This is a genomic window from Litorilituus sediminis (assembly GCF_004295665.1).
Classification (GTDB): domain Bacteria; phylum Pseudomonadota; class Gammaproteobacteria; order Enterobacterales; family Alteromonadaceae; genus Colwellia; species Colwellia sediminis.
The window spans coordinates 859,937-882,809 of sequence record NZ_CP034759.1; the positions used below are offsets into that span (position 1 = coordinate 859,937).

Sequence of the window (22,873 nt, forward strand, 5' to 3'; positions counted from 1 at the left end):
TGCTTTACTCTTAATTATTTTGAAACGTTGTTTACCTTTGCGTAATAACACCTTGTGTCAGTATAGTTGTCGCCTCAATTAATTTAGTAAATAAACAGGGAGTGGTAAGTTTATAGCAGTGCATTACCAAAGGTTCAACGTTTATTAATGCTGACGCTAATATCACTATTGAAGACTCTGGCCGAGGAGATGTGACCCTCCTTAACCAAGGCAGCATGATAAAGCTCGACCGTTGCGGTAATGTTGAACTTATTGGCACTGACATTCTCACCTTAGATGGACAAGTTGTTACCTTTGACGGCAATGTTGCCTACGATATTGAATCAGCTGAGTCGGCAAGTGAACCTAGTACTGCCATCACACAAATGAATGAACAAGAATTAACCCGTCAACTTGGCCAATTTTTATATAGCACAATAAACGACCAATGGCTGTCAGCTACAATCACGTTAACCTGCTTAAATGCACATACCAAAAGCCAAGTAACTGGTAGTACGTATATTTGTACGGCATTTTACACATGTGAGTATCACCCTGAGACTGATATGAAAATTGAAGACAAGCCCGTCACTATTACCCCATTTATTCAAGCGGTATTTGAACAGATATTTACAACAGCGCAAGCTAAATCGAAAAAGATATGGGCTGAAGCGGTATTTACCATAAAGCGTACGGGAAGGTTTACCTTAGTATTTAATGATCATGACGGCCAACTCTCACTATAAAAGCCTAAATTGTTGTTAATTAGCTGCATTAAACAAATCAAATTACCTACTTTTAGGGCGCACTTTTAAAATTAAGATATTAAAGTAGCGCAACATGTGTATTATCTGCTTTGCTAAAAACATAGGAAGGAAGCCTATTAGCGAAGTGATCATATACCTTTGGAAACTAATCATTTAGCTACCTACGTTGATGTTTTTCTAATTACCTAACAAACATCAATAAGGATACTTATGTTTGGAAAACTAAAAGAAGCAACTTCCAGTGCTGCAAACCACAAAACTGCAAACATTTTAACACCACACCTAGAGCCTACAGGAAAATTCAATATTGATTTTGAGTGGGATCAAGCACTAGCAGATGAGATTTAACGCCTAAATAACGAATAATAAATATCTCTGCATTCAAATATGTAATGCAGGCCTCACTTTAACAAATTGAAATGGATTTCGTATTGAGCTGCTGAGTTGTGCAATCAACGTAGCAGGTAATGAATTAATGTATTAAATTTCTCATAAAAAAACCGCATTCTCTATTCGAAAATACGGTTTTTTAAATGAGTTTCAAAAGAAACCTAGTCGATTACCAACCAGTTTTCTCTTTAAGTGCTTCACCGATATCCGCTAAAGAGCGAACCGTTTTAACACCAGCTGCTTCTAATGCAGCAAATTTCTCATCAGCTGTACCTTTACCACCAGCGATAATTGCACCAGCATGACCCATACGCTTACCAGCAGGTGCAGTAACACCAGCAATGTAAGATACTACAGGCTTAGTCACGTTCGCTTTGATGTACTCAGCAGCTTCTTCTTCTGCCGTACCACCAATTTCACCAATCATTACGATTGCTTCAGTTTGGTCATCATTTTCGAACATTTCTAATACGTCAATGAAGTTTGTACCTGGGATTGGGTCACCACCAATACCAACACACGTTGATTGACCAAAACCAGCGTCAGTCGTTTGCTTAACCGCTTCGTACGTTAATGTACCAGAGCGAGAAACAATACCAACTTTACCTGGCTTGTGGATGTGACCTGGCATGATACCGATCTTAGTTTCACCTGGTGTGATAACACCTGGGCAGTTAGGACCAATCATGCGAACGCCAGTTTCTTCAAGCTTAACTTTAACGTCAACCATGTCTAGCGTTGGGATACCTTCAGTGATAGTAACGATAATTTCGATACCAGCATCGATAGCTTCTAAAATAGCATCTTTACAGAAAGGAGCTGGAACGTAGATAACTGTTGCAGTTGCGCCAGTTGCTTCTACTGCTTCACGTACTGTGTTAAATACAGGAAGACCTAAGTGAGTTTGACCGCCTTTACCTGGTGATACACCACCAACCATTTGCGTGCCGTAAGCAATTGCTTGTTCAGAGTGGAAAGTACCTTGACCACCTGTGAAACCTTGACAGATAACTTTAGTATCTTTGTTAATTAATACAGACATTATTTGCCCTCCGCAGCTGCAACAACTTTTTGTGCTGCATCAGTTAATGACTCAGCGGCAATAACGTTAACGTCAGAGCTTGCTAATACTTCACGACCTGCTTCAGCGTTTGTACCTTCTAAACGTACAACTACAGGCACTTTAACGCCAACTTCTTTAACAGCAGCAATGATACCTTCTGCGATCATGTCACAACGTACGATACCACCGAAAATGTTAACAAGTACTGCGCTTACATTGTCATCAGATAAAATGATTTTGAATGCTTCAGCAACACGCTCTTTAGTAGCACCACCACCAACATCTAAGAAGTTAGCTGGCTTACCACCGTGTAAGTTAACGATATCCATAGTACCCATTGCTAGGCCTGCACCGTTAACCATACAACCAACGTTACCGTCTAATGCTACGTAGTTTAATTCCCACTGCGCTGCATGAGCTTCACGCTCATCTTCTTGAGATGGATCGTGCATTTCACGGATTTTTGGTTGACGGTATAAAGCGTTACCATCAACACCGATTTTGCCGTCTAAGCAGTGTAAGTTACCAGCGTCTGTGATAACTAATGGGTTGATTTCTAATAACGCGAAATCGTGGTCGTTGAACATGTTAGCAAGACCCATAAAGATCTTAACGAACTGCTTCATTTGTGTTGGGTTTAAACCAAGTTTGAAACCTAATTCACGTGCTTGGTAAGCTTGTGGACCAACTAATGGATCGATTTCAGCTTTGTGAATTAACTCAGGCGTCTCTTCAGCAACTTTCTCAATCTCAACACCACCTTCAGTAGATGCCATGAATACCACTTTTTGAGAAGCACGGTCTACTACAGCGCCAAGGTATAACTCTTCAGCGATATCTGTACAGCTTTCTACTAAAATCTTAGAAACAGGCTGACCATTTTCGTCTGTTTGGTAAGTTACTAAGTTCTTACCTAACCAGTTTTGAGCGAACTCTCTGATTTCGTCTTTTGTTTTAACTAGCTTAACACCGCCAGCCTTACCACGGCCACCAGCGTGAACCTGAGTTTTAACAACCCACATATCGCCGCCAATTTTGTCAGCAGCTTCAGCAGCTTCTTGAGGGGTATCGCAAGCGAAACCTTCAGAAACTGGTAAACCATATTCAGCGAATAATTGTTTCGCTTGATACTCATGCAAATTCATGGTGTTTTATCCATTTATCTGTAATTAAAAATGGTCAGCTAGGAAAAATAGCCGACCACTCGTGAAAAGTCGCCCGATTATAATACAGTAACGCTAATTACGATAGTAAAAAGCGTTACTACTATAGTCTAAACGGGCATAAAACTACGCTTGTTGTTAACAAGGTTTAAACGTCAAGTAACAAACGTGTAGGATCTTCTAATAGCTCTTTAATCGTCACTAAGAATCCAACAGATTCTTTACCGTCAATTAAACGGTGATCGTAAGAAAGTGCTAAGTACATCATAGGTAAGATTTCAACTTTACCATCAACCGCCATTGGGCGATCTTGGATTTTGTGCATACCTAAAATAGCAGTTTGCGGTAAGTTGATGATTGGCGTTGAAAGTAATGAACCAAATACACCACCGTTAGTAATTGTGAAGTTACCACCAGTCATATCATCTAGTGATAATTTACCATCACGACCTTTTATTGCTAAATCACGAATACCTTGCTCGATACCAGCCATGCTAAGTTGGTCAGCATCACGTAATACTGGTGTCACTAAACCACGAGGCGTTGATACTGCGATAGAGATATCAAAGAAGTTGTGATAAACAATATCATCACCATCAATTGATGCATTCACCGCTGGGTAGCGTTTAAGTGCTTCTGTTACCGCTTTTACGTAGAAAGACATGAAACCTAAACGTGTATCATGAGTCTTCTCAAATAAGTCTTTGTATTGCTTACGAAGATCCATAATAGGCTTCATGTTAACTTCGTTAAACGTTGTTAACATTGCCGTAGAGTTTTTCGCTTCTAATAAACGATTGGCGATAGTTTTACGTAAACGTGTCATCGGTACACGTTTTTGTGAACGTTCACCTAAATCAGCAGATGGTGCTGGTGCAGCCGCTGCAGGAGCTGGTGCTGCTTTTGGCTTGTTCGCAGCCGCTTCAACGTCTTCTTTAGAAATACGACCGCCTTTACCTGTGCCAACAACATCAGCAGCAGTTAAACCTTTTTCTGTCATTAAACGACGAACTGACGGGCTTGCTAAGTCATCTGAGCTAACCGCTTCTTCAATTGGCGCAGCAGTAGCTGTTGTTGCTGCAGTAGCACCTGCGGCTAATTCACCAATTTTTTGTTGACCTAATACAGTATCGCCTTCAGCGTGTAAAATTTTACCAATTACACCGTTATCTTGAGCAACAACTTCTAAAACAACTTTGTCTGTTTCAATGTCAACTAAGTTCTGATCAGCTGTTACCGTGTCACCTTCAGCAACGTGCCATGTAGCAACCGTTGCATCAGCTACTGATTCAGGTAATACAGGTACTAAGATATCAATCACTTTTGCATCAGCAGCGGCTGGTGCTTCTGCAGCAGGTGCTGCAACAGATGCATCAGCAGCACCTAATGTAGCAATCACTTGCTCGCCTAATACCGTTGCGCCTTCTGCTTCTGAAATAGCAGTAACTACACCGTCAGCTGGCGCAGGTACTTCAAGTACTACTTTATCAGTTTCAATGTCTACTAATACTTGGTCGCGTGATACTTTATCACCTACTTGAACGTGCCATGTAGCAACGGTTGCATCAGCTACTGACTCTGGTAATACCGGAACTTTGATTTCGGTTGTCATTTTTTAATTCCTTACAAACTTTCTTTGCACTTGTTTTGCAATTTGCTCTACTCACAATAAGTAGAGCAATCGAGTTAATCTAATGTTAACGCTTGCGTGACAAGCGCTTGTTGTTCTTTTACATGCACTGACATATAACCAACAGCAGGTGCTGCTGAAGCATTTCGGCCAGCGTATGTTAAATAAGTACCTTCAGGGATAGCTGCTCTAAAGTGATGCTGAGAACAGTACCAAGCACCTTGGTTTTGCGGCTCTTCCTGACACCAAACAAATTGCTTCACATGTTGATAATCTTTCAACGCTTCTTGAAGCTCTTGCTCTGGGAACGGGTATAATTGCTCAATACGAATAATAGCAATATTGTTCTGCTCGTTCTTACGACGTTGCTCTAATAGCTCGTAGTAAACTTTACCGCTACAGAAAATTACCCGTTCAACAGCTTTTGGATCGATATCATCCGTCTCACCAATAACGTTTTGGAACACACCTGAGGCAAGCTCTTCTAATGAAGAAACCGCTAATGGGTGACGCAACAATGACTTAGGCGACATAACAATCAATGGACGACGCATTGGACGAACCACTTGGCGACGTAGCATATTAAATACTTGCGCAGGTGTTGATGGCACACATACTTGCATATTGTGATCGGCACAAAGCTGTAAGTAACGCTCTAAACGCGCAGATGAATGCTCAGGACCTTGCCCTTCATAACCGTGCGGTAACAACATAGTTAAGCCACATAAACGGCCCCACTTCTGCTCACCAGAACTAATGAATTGATCAAATACTACTTGTGCACAGTTAGCAAAATCACCAAATTGTGCTTCCCAAATAGTTAAACCTGCTGGCTCAGCCGTAGTGTAACCGTATTCAAATGCAAGTACTGACACTTCAGATAGTACTGAATCATGGACATCGAATGGCCCTTGCCCTTCGCGTACATTTTGTAGTGGTAAATAGGTACTAGCATCTTCTTGGTTATGTAATACCGCATGACGGTGGAAGAAAGTACCACGACCAGCATCTTGACCGGTAATACGAACACGCTTGCCATCATCAACAACCGTGGCATACGCTAAGTTTTCAGCAAAGCCCCAATCTAATAACTTCTCGCCTGATGCCATTTTCTTACGGTCATCGTAAATTTTCTTAACGCGAGAATGTACCGGATGATCTTCTGGGTATGTTGATACGGCCTTAGCTAACTCTTTAAGCTTTTCAATTGGCATGCTGGCATCGTAAGCATCATCCCAGTCATGACCTAAATAAGGTGTCCAATCAACCGAGTGTTGCGTCATTGGGCGCCACTGCTCAACCGTGCACTGACCTTCATCAAGCAGTTTACGGTAATAAGCGGTTAACTCATCAATTTTACTTGCCGGTAAGCTGCCTTCTGCCGTTAATTTATCAGCATATAATTGACGTGGTGTCGGGTGCTTCTTAACGTTCTTATACATTAATGGCTGAGTTGCACTTGGCTCATCAGCTTCGTTGTGACCGTGTCTACGGTAACAAACTAAATCAATCACTACATCACGTTTAAATTCATTTCTATAATCAAGCGCGATTTGTGTTGCTAAAATTACCGCTTCAGGATCGTCACCATTTACATGAATAATTGGCGCCTGAACCATTTTAGCGATTTCAGTACAGTATTCACCTGAGCGAGTATCATCTGAGCGAGAGGTAGTAAAACCAACTTGGTTATTTACCACAATACGTACCGTACCACCGACTTTAAATGCACGCGCTTGTGACATATTAAAGGTTTCTTGTACAACACCTTGACCAGCAATCGCTGAGTCACCGTGAATAGTAACAGGTAAGACTAAGTCGCCTTGTGTACAGTCACGTCTATCTAAACGAGCACGTACACTACCAATAACTACAGGGTTTACAATTTCTAAGTGAGATGGGTTAAAGGCTAATGCTAAATGAACATTACCACCTGGGGTAACAAAGTCAGACGAATAACCTTGGTGATACTTAACATCACCTGAGCCTAATGCTTCATCATGCTTACCACCAAACTCATCGAATAATTTCGATGGATTCTTACCCATAACGTTAACTAACACGTTTAAGCGACCACGGTGAGCCATACCAAAAACCACTTCTTTGGTACCAGCAGCACCTGCGCGGGTAATTAGTTCTTTCAGCATAGGAATAAGTGAATCACCACCTTCCAGTGAGAATCGTTTTGCACCCGGGAATTTTGCCCCTAAGTATTTTTCTAGACCATCTGCTGCAATTAAGCCTTTTAATACTTCTGTTTTTTCTTCAACAGACAGTTTAGCTTTAGATTGCACTGCTTCAAGACGTTGTTGTAACCAACGCTTTTCATCAGTTGATGTGATGTGCATATACTCAGCACCGATAGAACCACAATAAGTAGTTTTCAATGCTTTATATAACTCACCTAACTTCATGGTATCTTGGCCAATTGCCAAAGAACCAACGTTAAATTCTTTATCAAAGTCGTTCTCTGATAAACCATGGTGAGATAACTGCAGGTCACGTACTTTATCACGTTGCCATAACCCTAATGGATCGAGATTGGCATTTTGATGACCACGAAAACGGAAAGCATTAATCAGTTGTAAAACTTTAACTTGTTTAGCATCGCCATCACTAGAAACAACAACTTGCTTCTGAGCTTGTTTTGCTAACGCTTTAAATTCGTCTCGAATAGCACTGTGGCGGTATTCCACATCGCTACCTTCAACTTTAGGAAGTTTTCCAAAGATTTCTCGCCATTCTGCGGAGACAGATTCAGAGTTATCTAGATAAGATTCGTACAATTCTTCAATATAAACGATGTTGCCACCGTTTAAATGGGAAGACTCTAGCCAAGCCTTCATTACACCTTCTGGCATTGCCGTGTTCCTTTGCTGAGGTAAAGCAAAAAAAATAAGTAACCATTTAACTAGAACACATTAAACAGCTACGCTTAAATTCTAAATAAATATACTATAAAACACCTAAGGTGTTTAAATTTCAGGGCATTAATTTAGATGTTTTTCATCTAGTTAATGCCCTGCTCTCATTAAAGCAACTGGCGATTAAACCGCGCGCTTTAATAACATTGACTTGATATGGCCAATGGCTTTAGTTGGGTTTAATCCTTTCGGACAAACATCAACACAGTTCATGATGCCATGACAACGGAATACGCTGTATGCATCTTGAAGACCATCTAAACGCTCCTCAGTTGCAGTATCACGGCTATCGATTAAGAAACGATATGCGTGAAGCAAACCTGCTGGACCGATAAATTTGTCTGGATTCCACCAAAACGATGGACAAGACGTTGAACAACATGCACATAAAATACACTCGTAAAGACCATCTAGCTTATCGCGATCTTCAATAGACTGTAAGTTTTCACGTGCTGGTTGTTGCGCGTCGTTGATTAAGTACGGCTTAATCTTTTCGTATTGGTTATAGAACTGACTCATATCAATGATTAAGTCACGAATAACAGGTAATCCTGGTAATGGACGTAACACAATTTTATTCGCTTTCAGCTCAGATAACGGTGTAATACAGGCTAAACCGTTCTTACCATTCATGTTTAAACCATCAGAGCCACAAACACCCTCACGACATGAACGACGGAAAGAAAGTGTTGAATCTTGCTCTTTAAGTAACATTAAGGCATCAAGTACCATTAAATCAGAGCCATCAGGTAACTCTAATTCGTAGTCCTTCATGTAAGGAGCATCATCCACATCTGGATTATAACGGTAAATAGAAAAAATCTGTTTCATTATAATGCTCCTTAGTATACACGTGCTTTCGGTGGGAAAGCTTCACGGTGAATTGGTTTCATATTTACATCACGCTTAGACATTTCTTCTGTCTCAGGTGTGTAAATTGAATGGCATAACCAGTTTTCATCATCACGTTCTGTGTAGTCTTGACGAGCATGAGCACCACGAGATTCAGTACGGAAGTTAGCCGCTTTTGCAGAACAAAAAGCTGTTTCCATTAAGTTATCAAGTTCTAAACACTCAATACGTTGGGTGTTAAATTCTGATGACTTGTCGTCTAAACGAGCTTCTTTTAGGCGTTCACGAATTTCAGTTAATTCTTTCATGCCCTGTGCCATTGCTTCACCTTCTCTAAATACTGAGAAGTTAAGCTGCATACACTGCTGTAGGTCTTTACGGATCTGAACCGGATCTTCACCTTTGGTTGAAGACTCCCAACGGTTAGTACGAGCTAATGCCGCTTCTAAATCAGATTCAGTCGCTTCTTTACCAAATTCAGTGTCGTTTAAGTACTTACCTAAGAAGTTACCGGCCGCACGACCGAATACCACTAAATCAAGTAACGAGTTACCTCCTAAGCGGTTTGCACCGTGTACAGATACACAAGCAATCTCACCAACAGCGAATAAACCTTCAACGATAGACTCTGTGCCGTCTGCGGCAACATTAATTGCTTGACCATTAACGTTACAAGGCACACCACCCATTTGGTAGTGACACGTTGGAATAACTGGAATTGGCTCTTCAACCGGATCAACATGCGCGAAAGTACGTGATAAATCACAAACACCTGGTAAACGCTTCTCTAACGTTTCTTTACCTAAGTGGTCTAACTTAAGCTTGATATGTGGGCCCCAAGGACCGTCACAACCACGACCTTCACGAATCTCAGTCATCATTGAACGAGCAACAACATCACGACCCGCTAAGTCTTTAGCGTTAGGTGCGTAACGTTCCATGAAACGTTCGCCGTCTTTGTTTAGCAGGTAACCACCTTCACCACGACAACCTTCGGTTACCAGTACACCCGCGCCAGCAATACCGGTTGGGTGGAACTGCCACATTTCCATGTCTTGCATTTGAATGCCAGCACGAAGTGACATACCAACACCGTCACCAGTATTGATGTGAGCATTCGTTGTAGATGCGAAGATACGACCAGCACCACCTGTAGCTAATACAGTTGCACGGGCTTTAAAGTAAACGATTTCACCTGTTTCAATACAAATAGCTGTTGTACCAACAACGGCACCATCTGAATTCTTAACAAGATCTAATGCATACCACTCAGAGTACACATTGGTTTTATTCTTAACATTTTGCTGGTAAAGACAATGTAACAGCGCGTGACCAGTACGGTCAGCTGCGGCAGCAGTACGAGCAGCCTGCTCACCACCGAAGTTTTTAGATTGACCACCAAATGGACGTTGATAAACACGACCATCTTCAAAACGAGAAAAAGGTAAACCCATTTTCTCTAATTCAATCACTGACTCAGGGCCAGTTTTACACATATATTCAATCGCATCTTGGTCACCGATATAATCAGAACCTTTAACGGTATCGTACATGTGTTGTTCCCAGTGATCTTCATGAGCATTACCTAAAGCAACGGTAATACCACCTTGAGCAGATACTGTATGAGAACGAGTTGGAAAAACTTTAGAAATCAGAGCACAAGATTTGCCCGACTCAGAAATTGCTAATGCAGCACGCATACCCGCGCCGCCTGCGCCAATTACAATGGCGTCAAATTCACGAATTGGAACGCTCACTTACACACCCCACACTATTAAGAAGCCTGCAGCAACGTAGACTAATAAAAGAACCGAAAAGAAAAATTGCAAAGCACCACGTAAAAATGGTGGTTTTACGTAATCAGACAATACTTGCCAAATACCAATTTTGGCATGCGCAAGTAATGCTGCTAACGCGACTAAGGTTGCAACTTTAACACCCATACATGCAAAAAAGCCTTGCCATTCAGCATAAGTAACAGTAGGTGTTACTACGAAGAAACCAGCAAGGAGTAAGGTGTATAGTACAAGAATAATTGCACTAGCTCTTAATAAGATGAAATCATGCACGCCATTGCGGCCTGCTGATGCGACAATGTTTACCATAACCAAACTCCTACTACTACAGAGATAACTAACCAAAGCGCAATAACTAATTTGGCCGTCATATTACCAGAAGCTAGTTCTTCAAAATGACCTAAATCCATAAACAAGTGACGAACACCCGCTAAAATATGGTAAGTCAAAGCTGAAAGACAGCCTAAAATGATAAATTTGAAGAAGAAACTATCAAGGTAACCTTGAATTTGTGCAAATCCTTCAGCAGAAGAAAGTGAGGTTGAAAGTGTCCACAATAAGATACCAATAGCAAAAACCATAATGACACCTGAAATACGGTGCAAAATAGAAGCATTTGCAGCTGGATGCATCTTAATTGTAGTTAGATCTATGTTTACAGGACGTTGTTTTTTCACAATTGTTGCCTAAAGAGCTCGAAAGCCTTCAACTTTTATTATTGTTACTCATGAATTATCTTTTTATATAACCCTATTTGGCTCGACAAAAAAATAATTCCCGAAGTGAACGGTAACTATTACATTAACCAAACTCATCTTTAATTTAGTACTTTAAATTATTAAAGCCACAATTTTTAGAGCTTTTGGTCAATATTTACCAAATCGCACACAAGTCTAACCAAGTTAATCAAACGATACTAGTTAGACTTTGGAATAAGATCTAAAAAATATTCATCTAATAAATCTATGAACAACAAGTAAAACAGCTACTGAACGCAGAGATTATATAGTCGAAATAGGATAATTACAATTATCCTTGTGTGCTAATAGTTTATGGATAATTTTTAGACAAATTCACATCTCATGTTAAACTTTAGTATAATTACTCTTACAATTTAAATTGTTTTCAGGGTAGAATGTCGACAGTTTTATATTCAAAAAAACTGACTAAAATTTCACCGCAACATTCACTGCTGCAAAATTAGTCAGATGTAAATTACAAAATTATAATTGATAGGGGATAAAACATATGGCTGAATCAAAAGCCTCACTTAGCGTTGACGGCAAAGAAATCGCCCAACTGCCAATTGAAAAAGGCACTGCTGGTACTGATGTAATCGATATTAGAACTTTAGGTAGCCATGGCTACTTCACTTATGACCCAGGCTTCTTAGCTACTGCATCTTGTGAGTCTTCAATCACTTACATAGACGGCAGCAATGGCATTTTACAACACCGTGGTTACCCAATTGATAGCTTAGCAAAGCAAGCTGATTACCTAGAAGTTTGTTATATCCTTTTAAATGGTAGTGCGCCAACTCAATCAGAATATGAAGAGTTTCAAGGTATTATAACTACGCATACTATGGTGCATGAAAAACTTGCGCATTTCTTCCACGGCTTTTTACCTGATGCTCACCCAATGGCAATGCTTTGTGGTGTTGTAGGTGCATTATCTTCTTTCTATCACAGTGATTTAGATATTGACGATCCAGCACAGCGTAAGCGTAGTGCTCACCGCTTAATTGCTAAAATGCCTACCATTGCAGCAATGGCCTATAAATACAGCGTTGGTCAACCTTTTGTATACCCACGTAACGACTTATCTTACGCAGAAAACTTCCTTCATATGATGTTCTCTGTACCAGCAGAAGAGTACAAAGTAAGCCCTGTGTTAGCACGTGCTATGGATAGAATTTTCACGCTTCATGCTGATCACGAGCAAAATGCTTCAACCTCTACTGTACGTTTAGCGGGTTCATCTGGTGCTAACCCTTACGCATGTATTGCAGCGGGTGTTGCATCGTTATGGGGCCCTGCTCACGGTGGTGCTAACGAAGCCTGTTTAACTATGCTTGAAGAAATCGGTACATTAGACAGAGTAGATGAATATGTTGCCAAAGCAAAAGATAAGAATGACTCTTTCCGTCTAATGGGCTTTGGTCACCGCGTTTATAAAAACTTCGACCCTCGTGCTACAGTAATGCGCGAAACGTGTCATGAAGTATTAAAAGAGCTTGGTATTAGTGACCCACTACTAGACGTAGCAATGGCGCTAGAAAAAGTAGCGTTAGAAGACCCATACTTTATTGAGAAAAAGCTTTACCCTAACGTAGACTTCTACTCAGGTATTATTTTAAAAGCTATTGGTATTCCAACAAGCATGTTTACTGTGATTTTTGCAATGTCGAGAACTGTTGGTTGGATTGCACATTGGGATGAAATGTTATCTCAACCAGGCCAAAAAATTGGTCGACCTCGTCAAAAATATACAGGTGAAATTAATCGAGAATTCATTCCACTAAAGGAAAGAAAGTAACTAATTAATAGTTACACTCCTTTGATTGGTCAAAAGGCAGTTTTATAACTGCCTTTTTTATTGCCTGATATTTGTAGGACAATTAATAATTATTCAAAATAGAATATTGCATATTGTCGACATTATACATAAAAACATTTGGCGGATTAGTAAAGATCTAAAATCCGCTTTGCCTGCCAATTCACGCTCGGTATAATATCGCTTTTTTTATCTTATAAACATTTGCTCATTATTATGTCTGATTATTCTTTACGGTTTGGTGGTATTGAACGCCTATATGGAAAACAAGGCGCACAACTATTACAAAATGCACACTTTTGCGTGATAGGTATCGGAGGAGTCGGCTCTTGGGTAGCAGAGGCACTGGCTCGAAATGGTATAGGTCAATTAACCTTAATTGATTTAGACGATATTTGCGTTACCAATATAAACCGCCAACTGCATGCATTAACCGATACTATCGGTATGAGCAAAGTTGAAGTCATGGCTGAAAGAATTGCGCAAATCAATCCAGAATGTAAAGTAAATTGCATTGAAGATTTTGTCACAGCAGAAAACTTAGCCGAATTAATGCAGCAAAACTACCATTATGTTATTGATGCCATAGACTCTGTTGACATTAAGGTACGCCTAATTGCCCACTGCAAACGCAACAAATTGCCCATTATCACCATTGGTGGAGCTGGTGGCCAAGTTGACCCAAGTAAAATAGCCCTATGCGATTTAAGTAAAACTTATCAAGACCCATTACTTGCCAAAGTCAAAAACCAACTTAGACGAGAATATAACTTTCCTCGTGCTGATATTGCCAAAGCGAGCAAACGTAAATTCTCGATTGATGCGGTATATTCAACTGAACAACTAAGATACCCAGATAGTAGCGGTGATGTGTGCCTTGCCAAGCAGCAAAATGAAGAGGAAAACCGCTCCATGCGTTTAGATTGTAGTGGCGGCTTTGGTGCGGCAACACATGTTACCGCATGCTTTGCCTTTTTTGCTGTTAGCCGTGCAATTGACAAGTACCTAAGTAAGCAACAAAAATTGAATGCTTAACTCGTTAGTACGTATTTAACTACACGAGTTAGCTAAAGCCTTTACTTTTTCGACAATCGCCAATAAACCATTTCCGCGTGAAGGACTTAAATGGTTCATTAAACCAAGTGATTCAAAATAGGTATTGATATCTAAAGCAACCAGCTCTTTAGCGGTTTTCCCTTCACAAACCGCTAACACAATGACAAGTAAACCTCGAATTACCTTGGCATCACTGTTTGCCATAAAATGCATAACACCCGCTTCATCTTTCTTCGCAGTTAACCACGCCTTAGATTCGCAACCTGAAATAAGGTGCTCTGCTGTACACATATCTTGTGGTAATCGTGCAAGCTGTTTACCCAGCAGCATTATTTCTCTGTGCTTACTATCCCAGCTTTTAGCTTTGGCAAACTTTGTTTGTATCTCTTCAAAAAGTGCAGTGTTGTTTGCGGCGCTTTGCTTCGCACTAGCCGTATTATCAACAGCAGGCGATAGAATGCTTTTAAGGATATAAATAAAGTAATCTACTTCATCAAAGCTATTATAGGGTGAAAGCGATACTCGGATACAACCTGAAACACCTAAATACTCCATTAACGGCATAGCGCAATGATGACCAGCTCTTACGGCAATACCATAACTATCTAAAGCTGTTGATATATCATGATTATGATGGCCTTGTACGGTAAAAGAAATCACACCAATATCAGGAACACTATTAAACAGCATATCTAGGGTATCGATTGCGACTAATTTATCATAACAATATTTTGTCAGCTGTTTTTCATAAGCTGAAAAGCTCTGCTTGCCACTTGGTAGATAAGGCTGTAAAAACTCTAATGCACTAGCAAAAGCAATAACGCCGGCAATATTGGGTGTGCCCGCTTCAAACTTAAAAGGCAATGAATTAAAGGTCGTTTCATCATTAAAACTCACCGTTTTTATCATTTCGCCGCCTGATTGATAAGGAGTCATTTTTTCTAAAAGCGCCCTTTTGCCATACAAGACCCCTACTCCCGTTGGCCCATATAGTTTATGTGCCGAAAATACGTAAAAATCACAATCAAGTGCTTGCACATCAACAGTAAAGTGAGCAATCGCCTGTGCGCCATCAATTAAGGTAACCGCACCAACTGACTTAGCTTTTGCTATAACTGCTTCTATAGGGTTTTTCTTACCTAATACGTTAGATACATGAGTACAAGCAACCAGCTTGCAATTTTCTGTGATCACCTCATCAAGGCAATTGATATCTGCATAACCGTCTTTATCTAAAGGTATTAACTTAATTGTTGCGCCAACACGTTTAGCTAAAAGCTGCCAAGGCACAATATTGGCGTGATGCTCGGCGTAAGTCAGCACAATGTCATCACCTGCCGATAAATAACTGTCTCCATAACTTTGGCACACTAAGTTGATTGACTCCGTAGTACCTTTTGTCCAAATGACTTCTTTAATATCATTGGCATTAATTAGCTGCTTAACTTGCTCTCTCGCCTTTTCAAAGGCTAAGGTAGATTTAGCACTGAGTTGGTGTGATGCTCTATGCACATTAGCATTGATACATTGATAATATTGACTAACAGACTCTATCACTGCGTTAGGCTTTTGTGTGGTCGCGCCATTATCAAAATAAACCAGTTTCTGATCTTGCTGATTATTAATTACCGGAAAATGTTGGCGAAAGCTATTTGGCTCAAATCGACTCATAAAACAAGCTGCACTAAAATAAAAATAAAAAAATTACATTACCTAATTATACCCTAATTTATTGCGTAAATTTAATAACTTATTTATCGGCTGCCGCTTCTATAGCCCTTAATATGCAAAGCTTAGCAAGTAAGTAATAGGAAATCTGTCATTTTTTAGACTATAACTAAGTAGATTCTTTGTTGTTGTTACATGAGCTTTATACTATGACTATAAATACTTGGTTTACTCAATTGTTGTTCCGGTTTTCTAATGTATTTACGCGAAAAAGTGCATATAAAAATAAAGAAAAATTAACAGAGCAAACTTCCCGTTTGTCACTAGAAAGAAAAATGGCCGCAAGGGAGGTCAAATATTTAAACAGCTTTACTCATTGGCCAACTGCCACTGCCAGAGAAAATACCCATGCAAATAAAAACTTTTTTTTTGATATAAACAAAATCAAAATAAATCATTTTACTAGCAAGAAATCACCTGAAAGAAAACAGATATTAAACATACAGCCAGAGACAGTGATACTCAAACGCAAAGCTTAGTAACTTCCCGCAAGCACCTTGGCTTTACGTAGTGAATCTGTCTCCCATTTTGCCGCTTGCGCTAACCAGTAATTAGCCTGCTTGATTGCTCCTTGGTTATAAGCAGCAAAAGCAATATTATAATGAAAACTCGGCATTAAAAACTTACCATTATTGCTTGATAACAAGTGTAGATATAACTCTGGAAAACTTTTCTCAAAGTATTCTAGCTGGGTAACACTAGCACTTGCTTTAAAGGCAGCAAACCCGCCTGATAAGCCTGCCGCACTGTTTACACAAGTATTTGATAAAAAGATGCCAACTTCATTTTTAAATAAATCTGGCGTCCCCAGTTGCCAGATATTCTTTTTACCTTCGATTGTTTGTAATATGGGGGTTGAAGGCTTTATATGTGCTGCCCAAGGCACTTTTTTTAATACTCGCTGACGAAGCTCCTGCCTAGTCCCCGAATATGTCGTTGCCAACACCGCAATATTATGAGCAAAAGCACTTTCTTGTTGGGCTAAACATATTTTATGCTGCTTTTTTACTGGGTATTCATCAGCAAAGCCTAACAAGTGACTTACTTCATGGTGAAATACGTCAATATCATCATCAGAAGCTAAATATAAAATACCATAATGAACATTGGCACCACCTTTAGGTAAGAGCAAAGCAACATGACGCGTGTTAACCGAGCCAACAACCGATTGCCAATCATATTCATCACATAAGATAGCTTGGTTGTCATTTACTTCACACTGTAGCCTTTGTTTTGACAGATACAAAGGTTTAGCAAAACAAACAAAAGGGGCGAGAGGTTTTTGACTAAACTGCTTAATTAAGTCATCGGCATAGCTTAAGTCTTGTAGTCGTGTAGCAAATACTTGAATACTCGTCATGCAGCCATCAACTTCATCAGTGAACGACTGCTTATTGATAACCTGCTGCTTCTTGCTGTTTGTCAATATCATATATTTATGTAACTGAGCGAGTAAGCTCTGCCCTATCAGCGTTGCAGTTAACCTTTGCTCAATATCGCTTGCATGCTGATAAATAAAGTCTGTTTCTCCTAAGTCAATTGCCAGTTTGACTCTCAGCATAAACGCCTCAAGTGATAATTCGGCTAACTGAGTCAGTTGCTGCTTAGCTTGCCGTAATTTTCCCTGCTGATAATAAACCCGACTCAGTGCAGTAACAGCCTTGTCACTACCTAAACGAATAGCTTGCTGCAGCCATAAAGTTAACAACCTTAAGGAGTCTTGCTGTACTAGCTGATTGGTATGCGTACTTAAATTTTCGTACTGAGCTAGATACCAAAGCCCTAACGTATAGGCATGATATGCACTGTGTTGTGCTAAAGACTGTTTTGCCATCAACCAAGTTGATGAGCCAACTTTGGCTTGATTTGCCACTAAGGTTAATGCCGCTGTATTTTGATGTGCTAGTGCAAAATTAAGCTGAGCCTCATTATGCACATTATTATTAATTTGCTTAGTTAAATAGTCATGCAAAAAAAATGAGCTTGTCGGCACAAAGACTGACAAACTCATGATGACAATTAAACTAAACTTCATTCTGCTCAAACACGCTTTAGCGTTAATGAAAATACTTATGGCTCAACCACACTAATGGCTTTAGGCGTTCTCATTAAATCTAGCTCTAATTTAGCATACCTATGTTCAACAAACTCATAGACATTAGTACTTAAGGATAACTTAAAGAAGTTTGCCGCCACGGCTGGTTTACCCAACATTTGGTTATATTTCCCCAAGTAAAAATAAGCTTCACATAACCTATCAGTTAGCTCTTTATTTGAACGGATATTATTGGTTAAACCACTAATAAAGCTTTGCTGCGAAATATCGCCTAAGTAAAGATTAATGACTTGCTTAGCCCAAGTACGATCATCCACTTGCTTAGCACGCGATTTTAGCGCTTCTTTTGCCGCTATCGCATCCACTTCAAACTCAGTAAGAAAAAGCCATAATAATCGGTATGGATCATCACTTTGTTTTTCATGAAAGGCTTTAAAGTCAGCAACGGCAAGCTCAGGCCTTGAGCCATAATAAAGCGCAATGCCTCGATTTAAATACGCGTATTCATGACCTGGGGCTAAATCCAGCGCAGAATCAAATTTTTCATAAGCTTGAGAGAACTCTTGCATCTGAGTAAAGTGAATGCCTAAAAAGTTGTAAGCATCCACTAAATCAGGCTTTAACTGTAAAGCACGAGTAAAATCTAATCGTGCTAAAGAGCGCAGACCTACACTATCGTATAATACCCCGCGATCATAAAAGAGCTGGGCTCTTTGCTCTTCTGATATTTGTACTCGACTAATAACTTCCGACAAACGAGCAATGGCGATTTCGCTTTTATAATTAACCGCTAATGGCTCTGCAATAACCAACTCGCCCACCATAGTTGCACTATTGGCATGGCTAGCGTATTGGTTAGAAGAAACACAACCCTGTGTTAATAAAGTCACACCTAATGAAAACACCAAGGCGCTATTTTTAATAATTGAATGCACAGAAATCCCTTAAAAAATAATCGGGTAACAAAGCAGATTACTTTTCATTATAAACAAAAAAGGAGCATTAAAGCTCCTTTTAAATCTGATAATTTGTAAAAAAGTAATTATTCAGCTGCTGGCTCGGCCGCTTCTTCAGCAGGCTTTTCCATAGCTTCTTTAATACTTAAACGAACACGACCTTGTCTGTCTACTTCAAGTACTTTAACTTTTACTTCTTGACCTTCAGAAAGTACGTCAGCAACATTATTGACGCGCTCTTCTGAGATTTGTGAAATATGAACTAAACCATCTTTACCAGGTAACACATTAACAAACGCACCAAAGTCAACGATACGTACAACTTTACCTTCGTAAATTGAACCTACTTCAATTTCAGCGGTTAGTGCTGTAATGCGAGCAATGGCATCTTTTGCTTGCTCACCATCAGTGGCCGCAATTTTAACCGTGCCGTCATCATCAATTTCAATAGTAGTACCAGTTTCTTCAGTAAGCTGACGAATAGTAGCACCACCTTTACCGATAATGTCACGAATCTTATCTTGGCTTACTTTCATGGTGTGAATGCGCGGAGCAAACTCAGAGATTTCTTCTCTGTGACCTGCAATCGCTTCATCCATAACAGATAAGATGTGAGTACGCGCTGCTTTTGCTTGGTTTAACGCAATTTGCATAATTTCTTGCGTGATACCTTCAATCTTGATATCCATTTGTAGTGCAGTAATACCTTCAGTAGTACCCGCTACTTTAAAGTCCATATCACCTAAGTGATCTTCATCACCTAAAATGTCAGAAAGAACAACAAAGTTATCACCTTCTTTTACAAGACCCATAGCAATACCAGCAACTGATGCTTTAATTGGTACACCAGCATCCATAAGTGCTAATGAAGTACCACAAACAGAAGCCATTGACGATGAACCATTAGATTCAGTGATTTCTGATACGACACGTACTGCATACGGGAATTCTTCAACCGTTGGCATAACCGCTTGAATACCACGCTTAGCTAAACGTCCGTGACCGATTTCACGACGCTTAGGAGAGCCAACAAAGCCTGTTTCACCGACACAGTATGGAGGGAAATTGTAGTGAAGCATAAAGGCATCTGTTTTCTCGCCCATTAAAGTATCTAAACGCTGTGCATCACGCTGTGTACCTAAAGTAGCTGTTACTAATGCTTGTGTTTCACCACGTGTAAATACCGCACTACCGTGAGTTCTTGGTAGAACACCCGTCATGACATCTAATGCACGGATAGACTCAGGATCACGACCATCAATACGCGGTGTACCTTGAGTAATGCGACCACGTACTACTGTTTTTTCTAAGTCGTGGAATAAGTCTTTCGCTTCTTGAACGTTTAGCTCTTCATCTTCAGCTTGTAACTGCTCAACCACTGCGTTTCTGATTTCAGCAATACGTTCATAACGAACTGCTTTTTCAGTAATTTGGTAAGCTTCGTTTACTTGCTCTTCAGAAAGCTCAGCAATTTTAGCGGCTAATGCTGTGTTTTTCTCAGGTGCAGTCCAATCCCAAACTGGGTTGTTTACTTCTGCTTTAAATTCGTTAATTGCCGTAATAGCCGCTTGCATTTGCTCATGACCGTAAACAACCGCACCTAACATGACTTCTTCAGATAAAACGTCTGCTTCTGATTCAACCATTAATACTGCTGAATCTGTACCTGATACCACTAAATCTAGTTCACTGGTTTCTAACTCAGACTGTAACGGGTTAAGTAAATATTTACCGTCTTGGTAACCTACACGTGCAGCACCTACAGGGCCGTTAAATGGTGCGCCACAAATAGCTAATGCCGCTGAAGTACCTAATAACGAAATAATGTCTGGTGAAATTTCTGGGTTAACAGAAACAACAGTAATGATTACTTGAACTTCGTTGGTGAAACCTTCTGGGAATAACGGACGAATTGGACGGTCAATTAAACGTGCAATTAATGTCTCTTCTTCTGAAGGACGGCCTTCACGCTTAAAAAAGCTACCTGGAATTTTACCCGCAGCATAAGTTCTTTCTTGATAGTTTACTGTTAGTGGGAAGAAGTCTTGACCTTCAACCGCTTCTTTTTTAGCTACAACAGAAACTAAAACGCTAGTATCGTCCATGCTTGCCATAACTGCCGCGCTAGCTTGACGCGCAATAGCACCTGTTTCAAGTGTTACAGTATGCTGACCAAATTGAAATTTTTTAGTAATTGGATTTAACATCTAATGAATGTCCTTAATATTTGATTACTATTTAAGTAAGTTAATCAATCTGTACAATTTTTTATTCTCTTAAGAGAAAATTAACTCAAAAGTAAAACAAAAAATTATACAGTTTGATTGATTAGTTTTATAAGTTTCTCTGTTAAAACAACTCTCTATGATAAAGAGCACCAACAAATAAACTTAACAATATATAAAATTGCAGGCACATTATACTGACCTTAATATTATTTGCTAGCAGTTAACTGTATTTTTAGGTTAATGGGAGAGAACAACCTCTTTGATTACAACAAAATAGCCAGCAGAAAAGTTCAGGCACAAAAAAAGGAGCCATTGGCTCCTTTTAACATTAACTTATATAAGTCTTGTCTTAGCGACGTAAACCTAACTTGCTGATAAGTGCAGAGTAACGCTCTGAGTTCTTACCTTTTAAGTAGTCAAGTAACTTACGACGTTGAGCAACCATACGTAATAAACCACGACGTGAGTGGTGATCATGGATGTGCTCTTTGAAGTGACCTTGTAAGTGGTTGATTTGTGTAGTTAACAAAGCAACTTGTACTTCTGGAGAACCAGTGTCACCTTCTTTTTGTGCATATTCTGCAACGATTGCAGCTTTTTCTGCAGCATTTAAAGACATAATAAATCCTTAGTGTGTTGCCTTATTTAATAAATTAAATAAGGATAAAATAACCATCAAGCCAAACACTAATTCAGCCTTGATGACGAAAAGAGCGCGTATTCTAGCAGGCAAGCGCTAAATTGCAAGCCTTAGCGTAAACATGCGCAAAATAAATTAATTTTATAAAACGACAATTCGCTTAGGCGCAACCAAACCATCATCATTAATTGCACCAACACCAATAAACTCCGCTTGAGCATCAGTTTCATCTTCACCAACGAACACCTGAACACTGCCCTCACTCGGCGCATTATAGGCTTGAACTGGATTACCATGGCGTAAGAAATTCGCTGACATATCATCAATATAAACTGCTGGCATGCCAACAACCGCGGTTTCCATTGGCAATAGCAGCGGATCTAATAAAGTAGATGGCGTCACACCTGACTCTTTAGCTTGCTCTAATAAGCGCTCGATATGCTCTAGGGTGACCATTTTATCAATCGGATAACTGCCGACAGCTAAACGTCGTAAATCAGCCACATGAGCACCGCAACCTAACAGCTCACCTAAGTCATCTACAATGGTACGAATGTAAGTGCCTTTTGATACATGAATGGTTAATTCAACCTCATCACCTTCAAAGCGTAACACTTCCAGTGAAAATACGGTGATATCACGAGCCTCTCTCGGCACTTCAACACCTTCACGCGCATACTTATATAATGGCTGGCCTTGATATTTAAGCGCAGAATACATAGATGGCACTTGCTTGGTAGTACCTCGAAAACTATCTAATGCAGCCATTAATTGTGCTTCACTAACATCAACTGGCTTTTCGCTGACGATGTCACCATCGGCATCACTGGTTGTTGTTCTAATACCGAGTTTAGCTGTCACTTGATAAGTTTTATCTGTATCTAATAAAAACTGAGAAAACTTAGTGCCTTCCCCTAAACAGATTGGCAACATGCCTGTTGCAAGCGGATCTAACGCCCCGGTATGTCCTGCCTTTTGAGCAAAATATATTCTTTTTACTGCTTGTAAGGCATGGTTTGACGACATGTCATACGGTTTATCTAGCAATAAAACACCGTTTATCGGGCGGCCTTTTCTTCTCTTTGCCAT

At 39.9% G+C, this 22,873-nt stretch carries 19 protein-coding genes; 5 read left to right on the plus strand and 14 right to left on the minus strand.

The genetic code is table 11. The annotated features are described in order from the left end of the window. The first annotated feature begins 215 nt into the window (after positions 1-215). On the plus strand, positions 216-725 hold the full coding sequence (locus EMK97_RS03905; RefSeq protein ID WP_130599620.1) for a hypothetical protein: 510 nt from the start codon (positions 216-218) through the stop codon (positions 723-725). Positions 726-956: 231 nt separating this feature from the next. Next, the gene (locus EMK97_RS19010; protein WP_170176686.1) at positions 957-1,094 is read left to right on the plus strand and encodes a hypothetical protein; all 138 of its coding nucleotides are present in this window, start codon (positions 957-959) and stop codon (positions 1,092-1,094) included. A 211-nt stretch (positions 1,095-1,305) separates the two neighbouring features. Here the strand turns inward: EMK97_RS19010 and sucD are convergent, their stop codons facing one another. From sucD to sdhC, 8 genes are all read right to left on the minus strand, one after another. Beyond that, positions 1,306-2,178 (minus strand): succinate--CoA ligase subunit alpha, encoded by an 873-nt coding sequence (gene sucD, locus EMK97_RS03910; RefSeq protein ID WP_130599622.1) that lies wholly within the window; start codon positions 2,176-2,178, stop codon positions 1,306-1,308. Then, positions 2,178-3,344: an ADP-forming succinate--CoA ligase subunit beta gene (gene sucC, locus EMK97_RS03915; RefSeq protein WP_130599624.1), complete on the minus strand. Its 1,167-nt coding sequence runs from the start codon at positions 3,342-3,344 to the stop codon at positions 2,178-2,180. Before sucC ends, sucD begins: the two co-directional genes overlap by 1 nt. A gap of 166 nt (positions 3,345-3,510) precedes the next feature. Next, positions 3,511-4,974, minus strand: a complete 1,464-nt coding sequence (odhB, locus tag EMK97_RS03920) for a 2-oxoglutarate dehydrogenase complex dihydrolipoyllysine-residue succinyltransferase (protein ID WP_130599626.1) — start codon at positions 4,972-4,974, stop codon at positions 3,511-3,513. Between the two features lie 74 nt (positions 4,975-5,048). After that, complete coding sequence (gene sucA, locus EMK97_RS03925) at positions 5,049-7,853, minus strand: 2-oxoglutarate dehydrogenase E1 component (protein ID WP_130599628.1); 2,805 nt, start codon at positions 7,851-7,853, stop codon at positions 5,049-5,051. Positions 7,854-8,039: 186 nt separating this feature from the next. Beyond that, positions 8,040-8,747 carry a succinate dehydrogenase iron-sulfur subunit gene (locus EMK97_RS03930; RefSeq protein ID WP_130599630.1) on the minus strand — a complete coding sequence of 236 codons (708 nt, stop codon included), beginning with the start codon at positions 8,745-8,747 and terminating at the stop codon, positions 8,040-8,042. 11 nt (positions 8,748-8,758) lie between these two features. After that, positions 8,759-10,468, minus strand: a complete 1,710-nt coding sequence (sdhA, locus tag EMK97_RS03935; protein ID WP_425462186.1) for a succinate dehydrogenase flavoprotein subunit — start codon at positions 10,466-10,468, stop codon at positions 8,759-8,761. 57 nt (positions 10,469-10,525) lie between these two features. Further along, complete coding sequence (gene sdhD, locus EMK97_RS03940; protein WP_130599634.1) at positions 10,526-10,873, minus strand: succinate dehydrogenase, hydrophobic membrane anchor protein; 348 nt, start codon at positions 10,871-10,873, stop codon at positions 10,526-10,528. Further along, a complete protein-coding gene (sdhC, locus tag EMK97_RS03945; RefSeq protein ID WP_130599636.1) occupies positions 10,867-11,241 on the minus strand; it encodes a succinate dehydrogenase, cytochrome b556 subunit in 375 nt (124 codons plus the stop codon). The genes sdhD and sdhC overlap by 7 nt, the downstream gene beginning before the upstream one ends. A 571-nt stretch (positions 11,242-11,812) precedes the next feature. Between sdhC and EMK97_RS03950 the strand changes: the two genes are divergently transcribed. Both EMK97_RS03950 and tcdA read left to right on the plus strand, forming a co-directional pair. Beyond that, on the plus strand, positions 11,813-13,102 hold the full coding sequence (locus EMK97_RS03950) for a citrate synthase (protein WP_130599638.1): 1,290 nt from the start codon (positions 11,813-11,815) through the stop codon (positions 13,100-13,102). A 234-nt stretch (positions 13,103-13,336) separates the two neighbouring features. Continuing rightward, positions 13,337-14,155 (plus strand): tRNA cyclic N6-threonylcarbamoyladenosine(37) synthase TcdA, encoded by an 819-nt coding sequence (gene tcdA, locus EMK97_RS03955; RefSeq protein ID WP_130599640.1) that lies wholly within the window; start codon positions 13,337-13,339, stop codon positions 14,153-14,155. A 15-nt stretch (positions 14,156-14,170) separates the two neighbouring features. Here tcdA and EMK97_RS03960 read toward each other — a convergent pair whose 3' ends face one another. Then, positions 14,171-15,847: a SufS family cysteine desulfurase gene (locus tag EMK97_RS03960; protein ID WP_130599642.1), complete on the minus strand. Its 1,677-nt coding sequence runs from the start codon at positions 15,845-15,847 to the stop codon at positions 14,171-14,173. Between the two features lie 206 nt (positions 15,848-16,053). Between EMK97_RS03960 and EMK97_RS03965 the strand changes: the two genes are divergently transcribed. Then, on the plus strand, positions 16,054-16,383 hold the full coding sequence (locus tag EMK97_RS03965; RefSeq protein ID WP_130599644.1) for a hypothetical protein: 330 nt from the start codon (positions 16,054-16,056) through the stop codon (positions 16,381-16,383). On the opposite strand, the gene EMK97_RS03970 is transcribed toward EMK97_RS03965, so the two are convergent. From EMK97_RS03970 to truB, 5 genes are all read right to left on the minus strand, one after another. Continuing rightward, the gene (locus EMK97_RS03970; protein ID WP_130599646.1) at positions 16,380-17,939 is read right to left on the minus strand and encodes a hypothetical protein; all 1,560 of its coding nucleotides are present in this window, start codon (positions 17,937-17,939) and stop codon (positions 16,380-16,382) included. The two genes, EMK97_RS03965 and EMK97_RS03970, sit on opposite strands and share 4 nt — an antisense overlap. 35 nt (positions 17,940-17,974) lie before the next feature. Then, positions 17,975-18,895 (minus strand): lipoprotein NlpI, encoded by a 921-nt coding sequence (gene nlpI / locus EMK97_RS03975; RefSeq protein WP_130599648.1) that lies wholly within the window; start codon positions 18,893-18,895, stop codon positions 17,975-17,977. A 107-nt stretch (positions 18,896-19,002) separates the two neighbouring features. Further along, positions 19,003-21,123: a polyribonucleotide nucleotidyltransferase gene (gene pnp / locus EMK97_RS03980; protein WP_130599650.1), complete on the minus strand. Its 2,121-nt coding sequence runs from the start codon at positions 21,121-21,123 to the stop codon at positions 19,003-19,005. Positions 21,124-21,493: 370 nt separating this feature from the next. After that, positions 21,494-21,763, minus strand: coding sequence for a 30S ribosomal protein S15 (gene rpsO, locus EMK97_RS03985; protein WP_130599652.1), 270 nt, complete (start codon positions 21,761-21,763; stop codon positions 21,494-21,496). Positions 21,764-21,925: 162 nt separating this feature from the next. After that, positions 21,926-22,873, minus strand: a complete 948-nt coding sequence (gene truB / locus EMK97_RS03990) for a tRNA pseudouridine(55) synthase TruB (protein ID WP_130599654.1) — start codon at positions 22,871-22,873, stop codon at positions 21,926-21,928.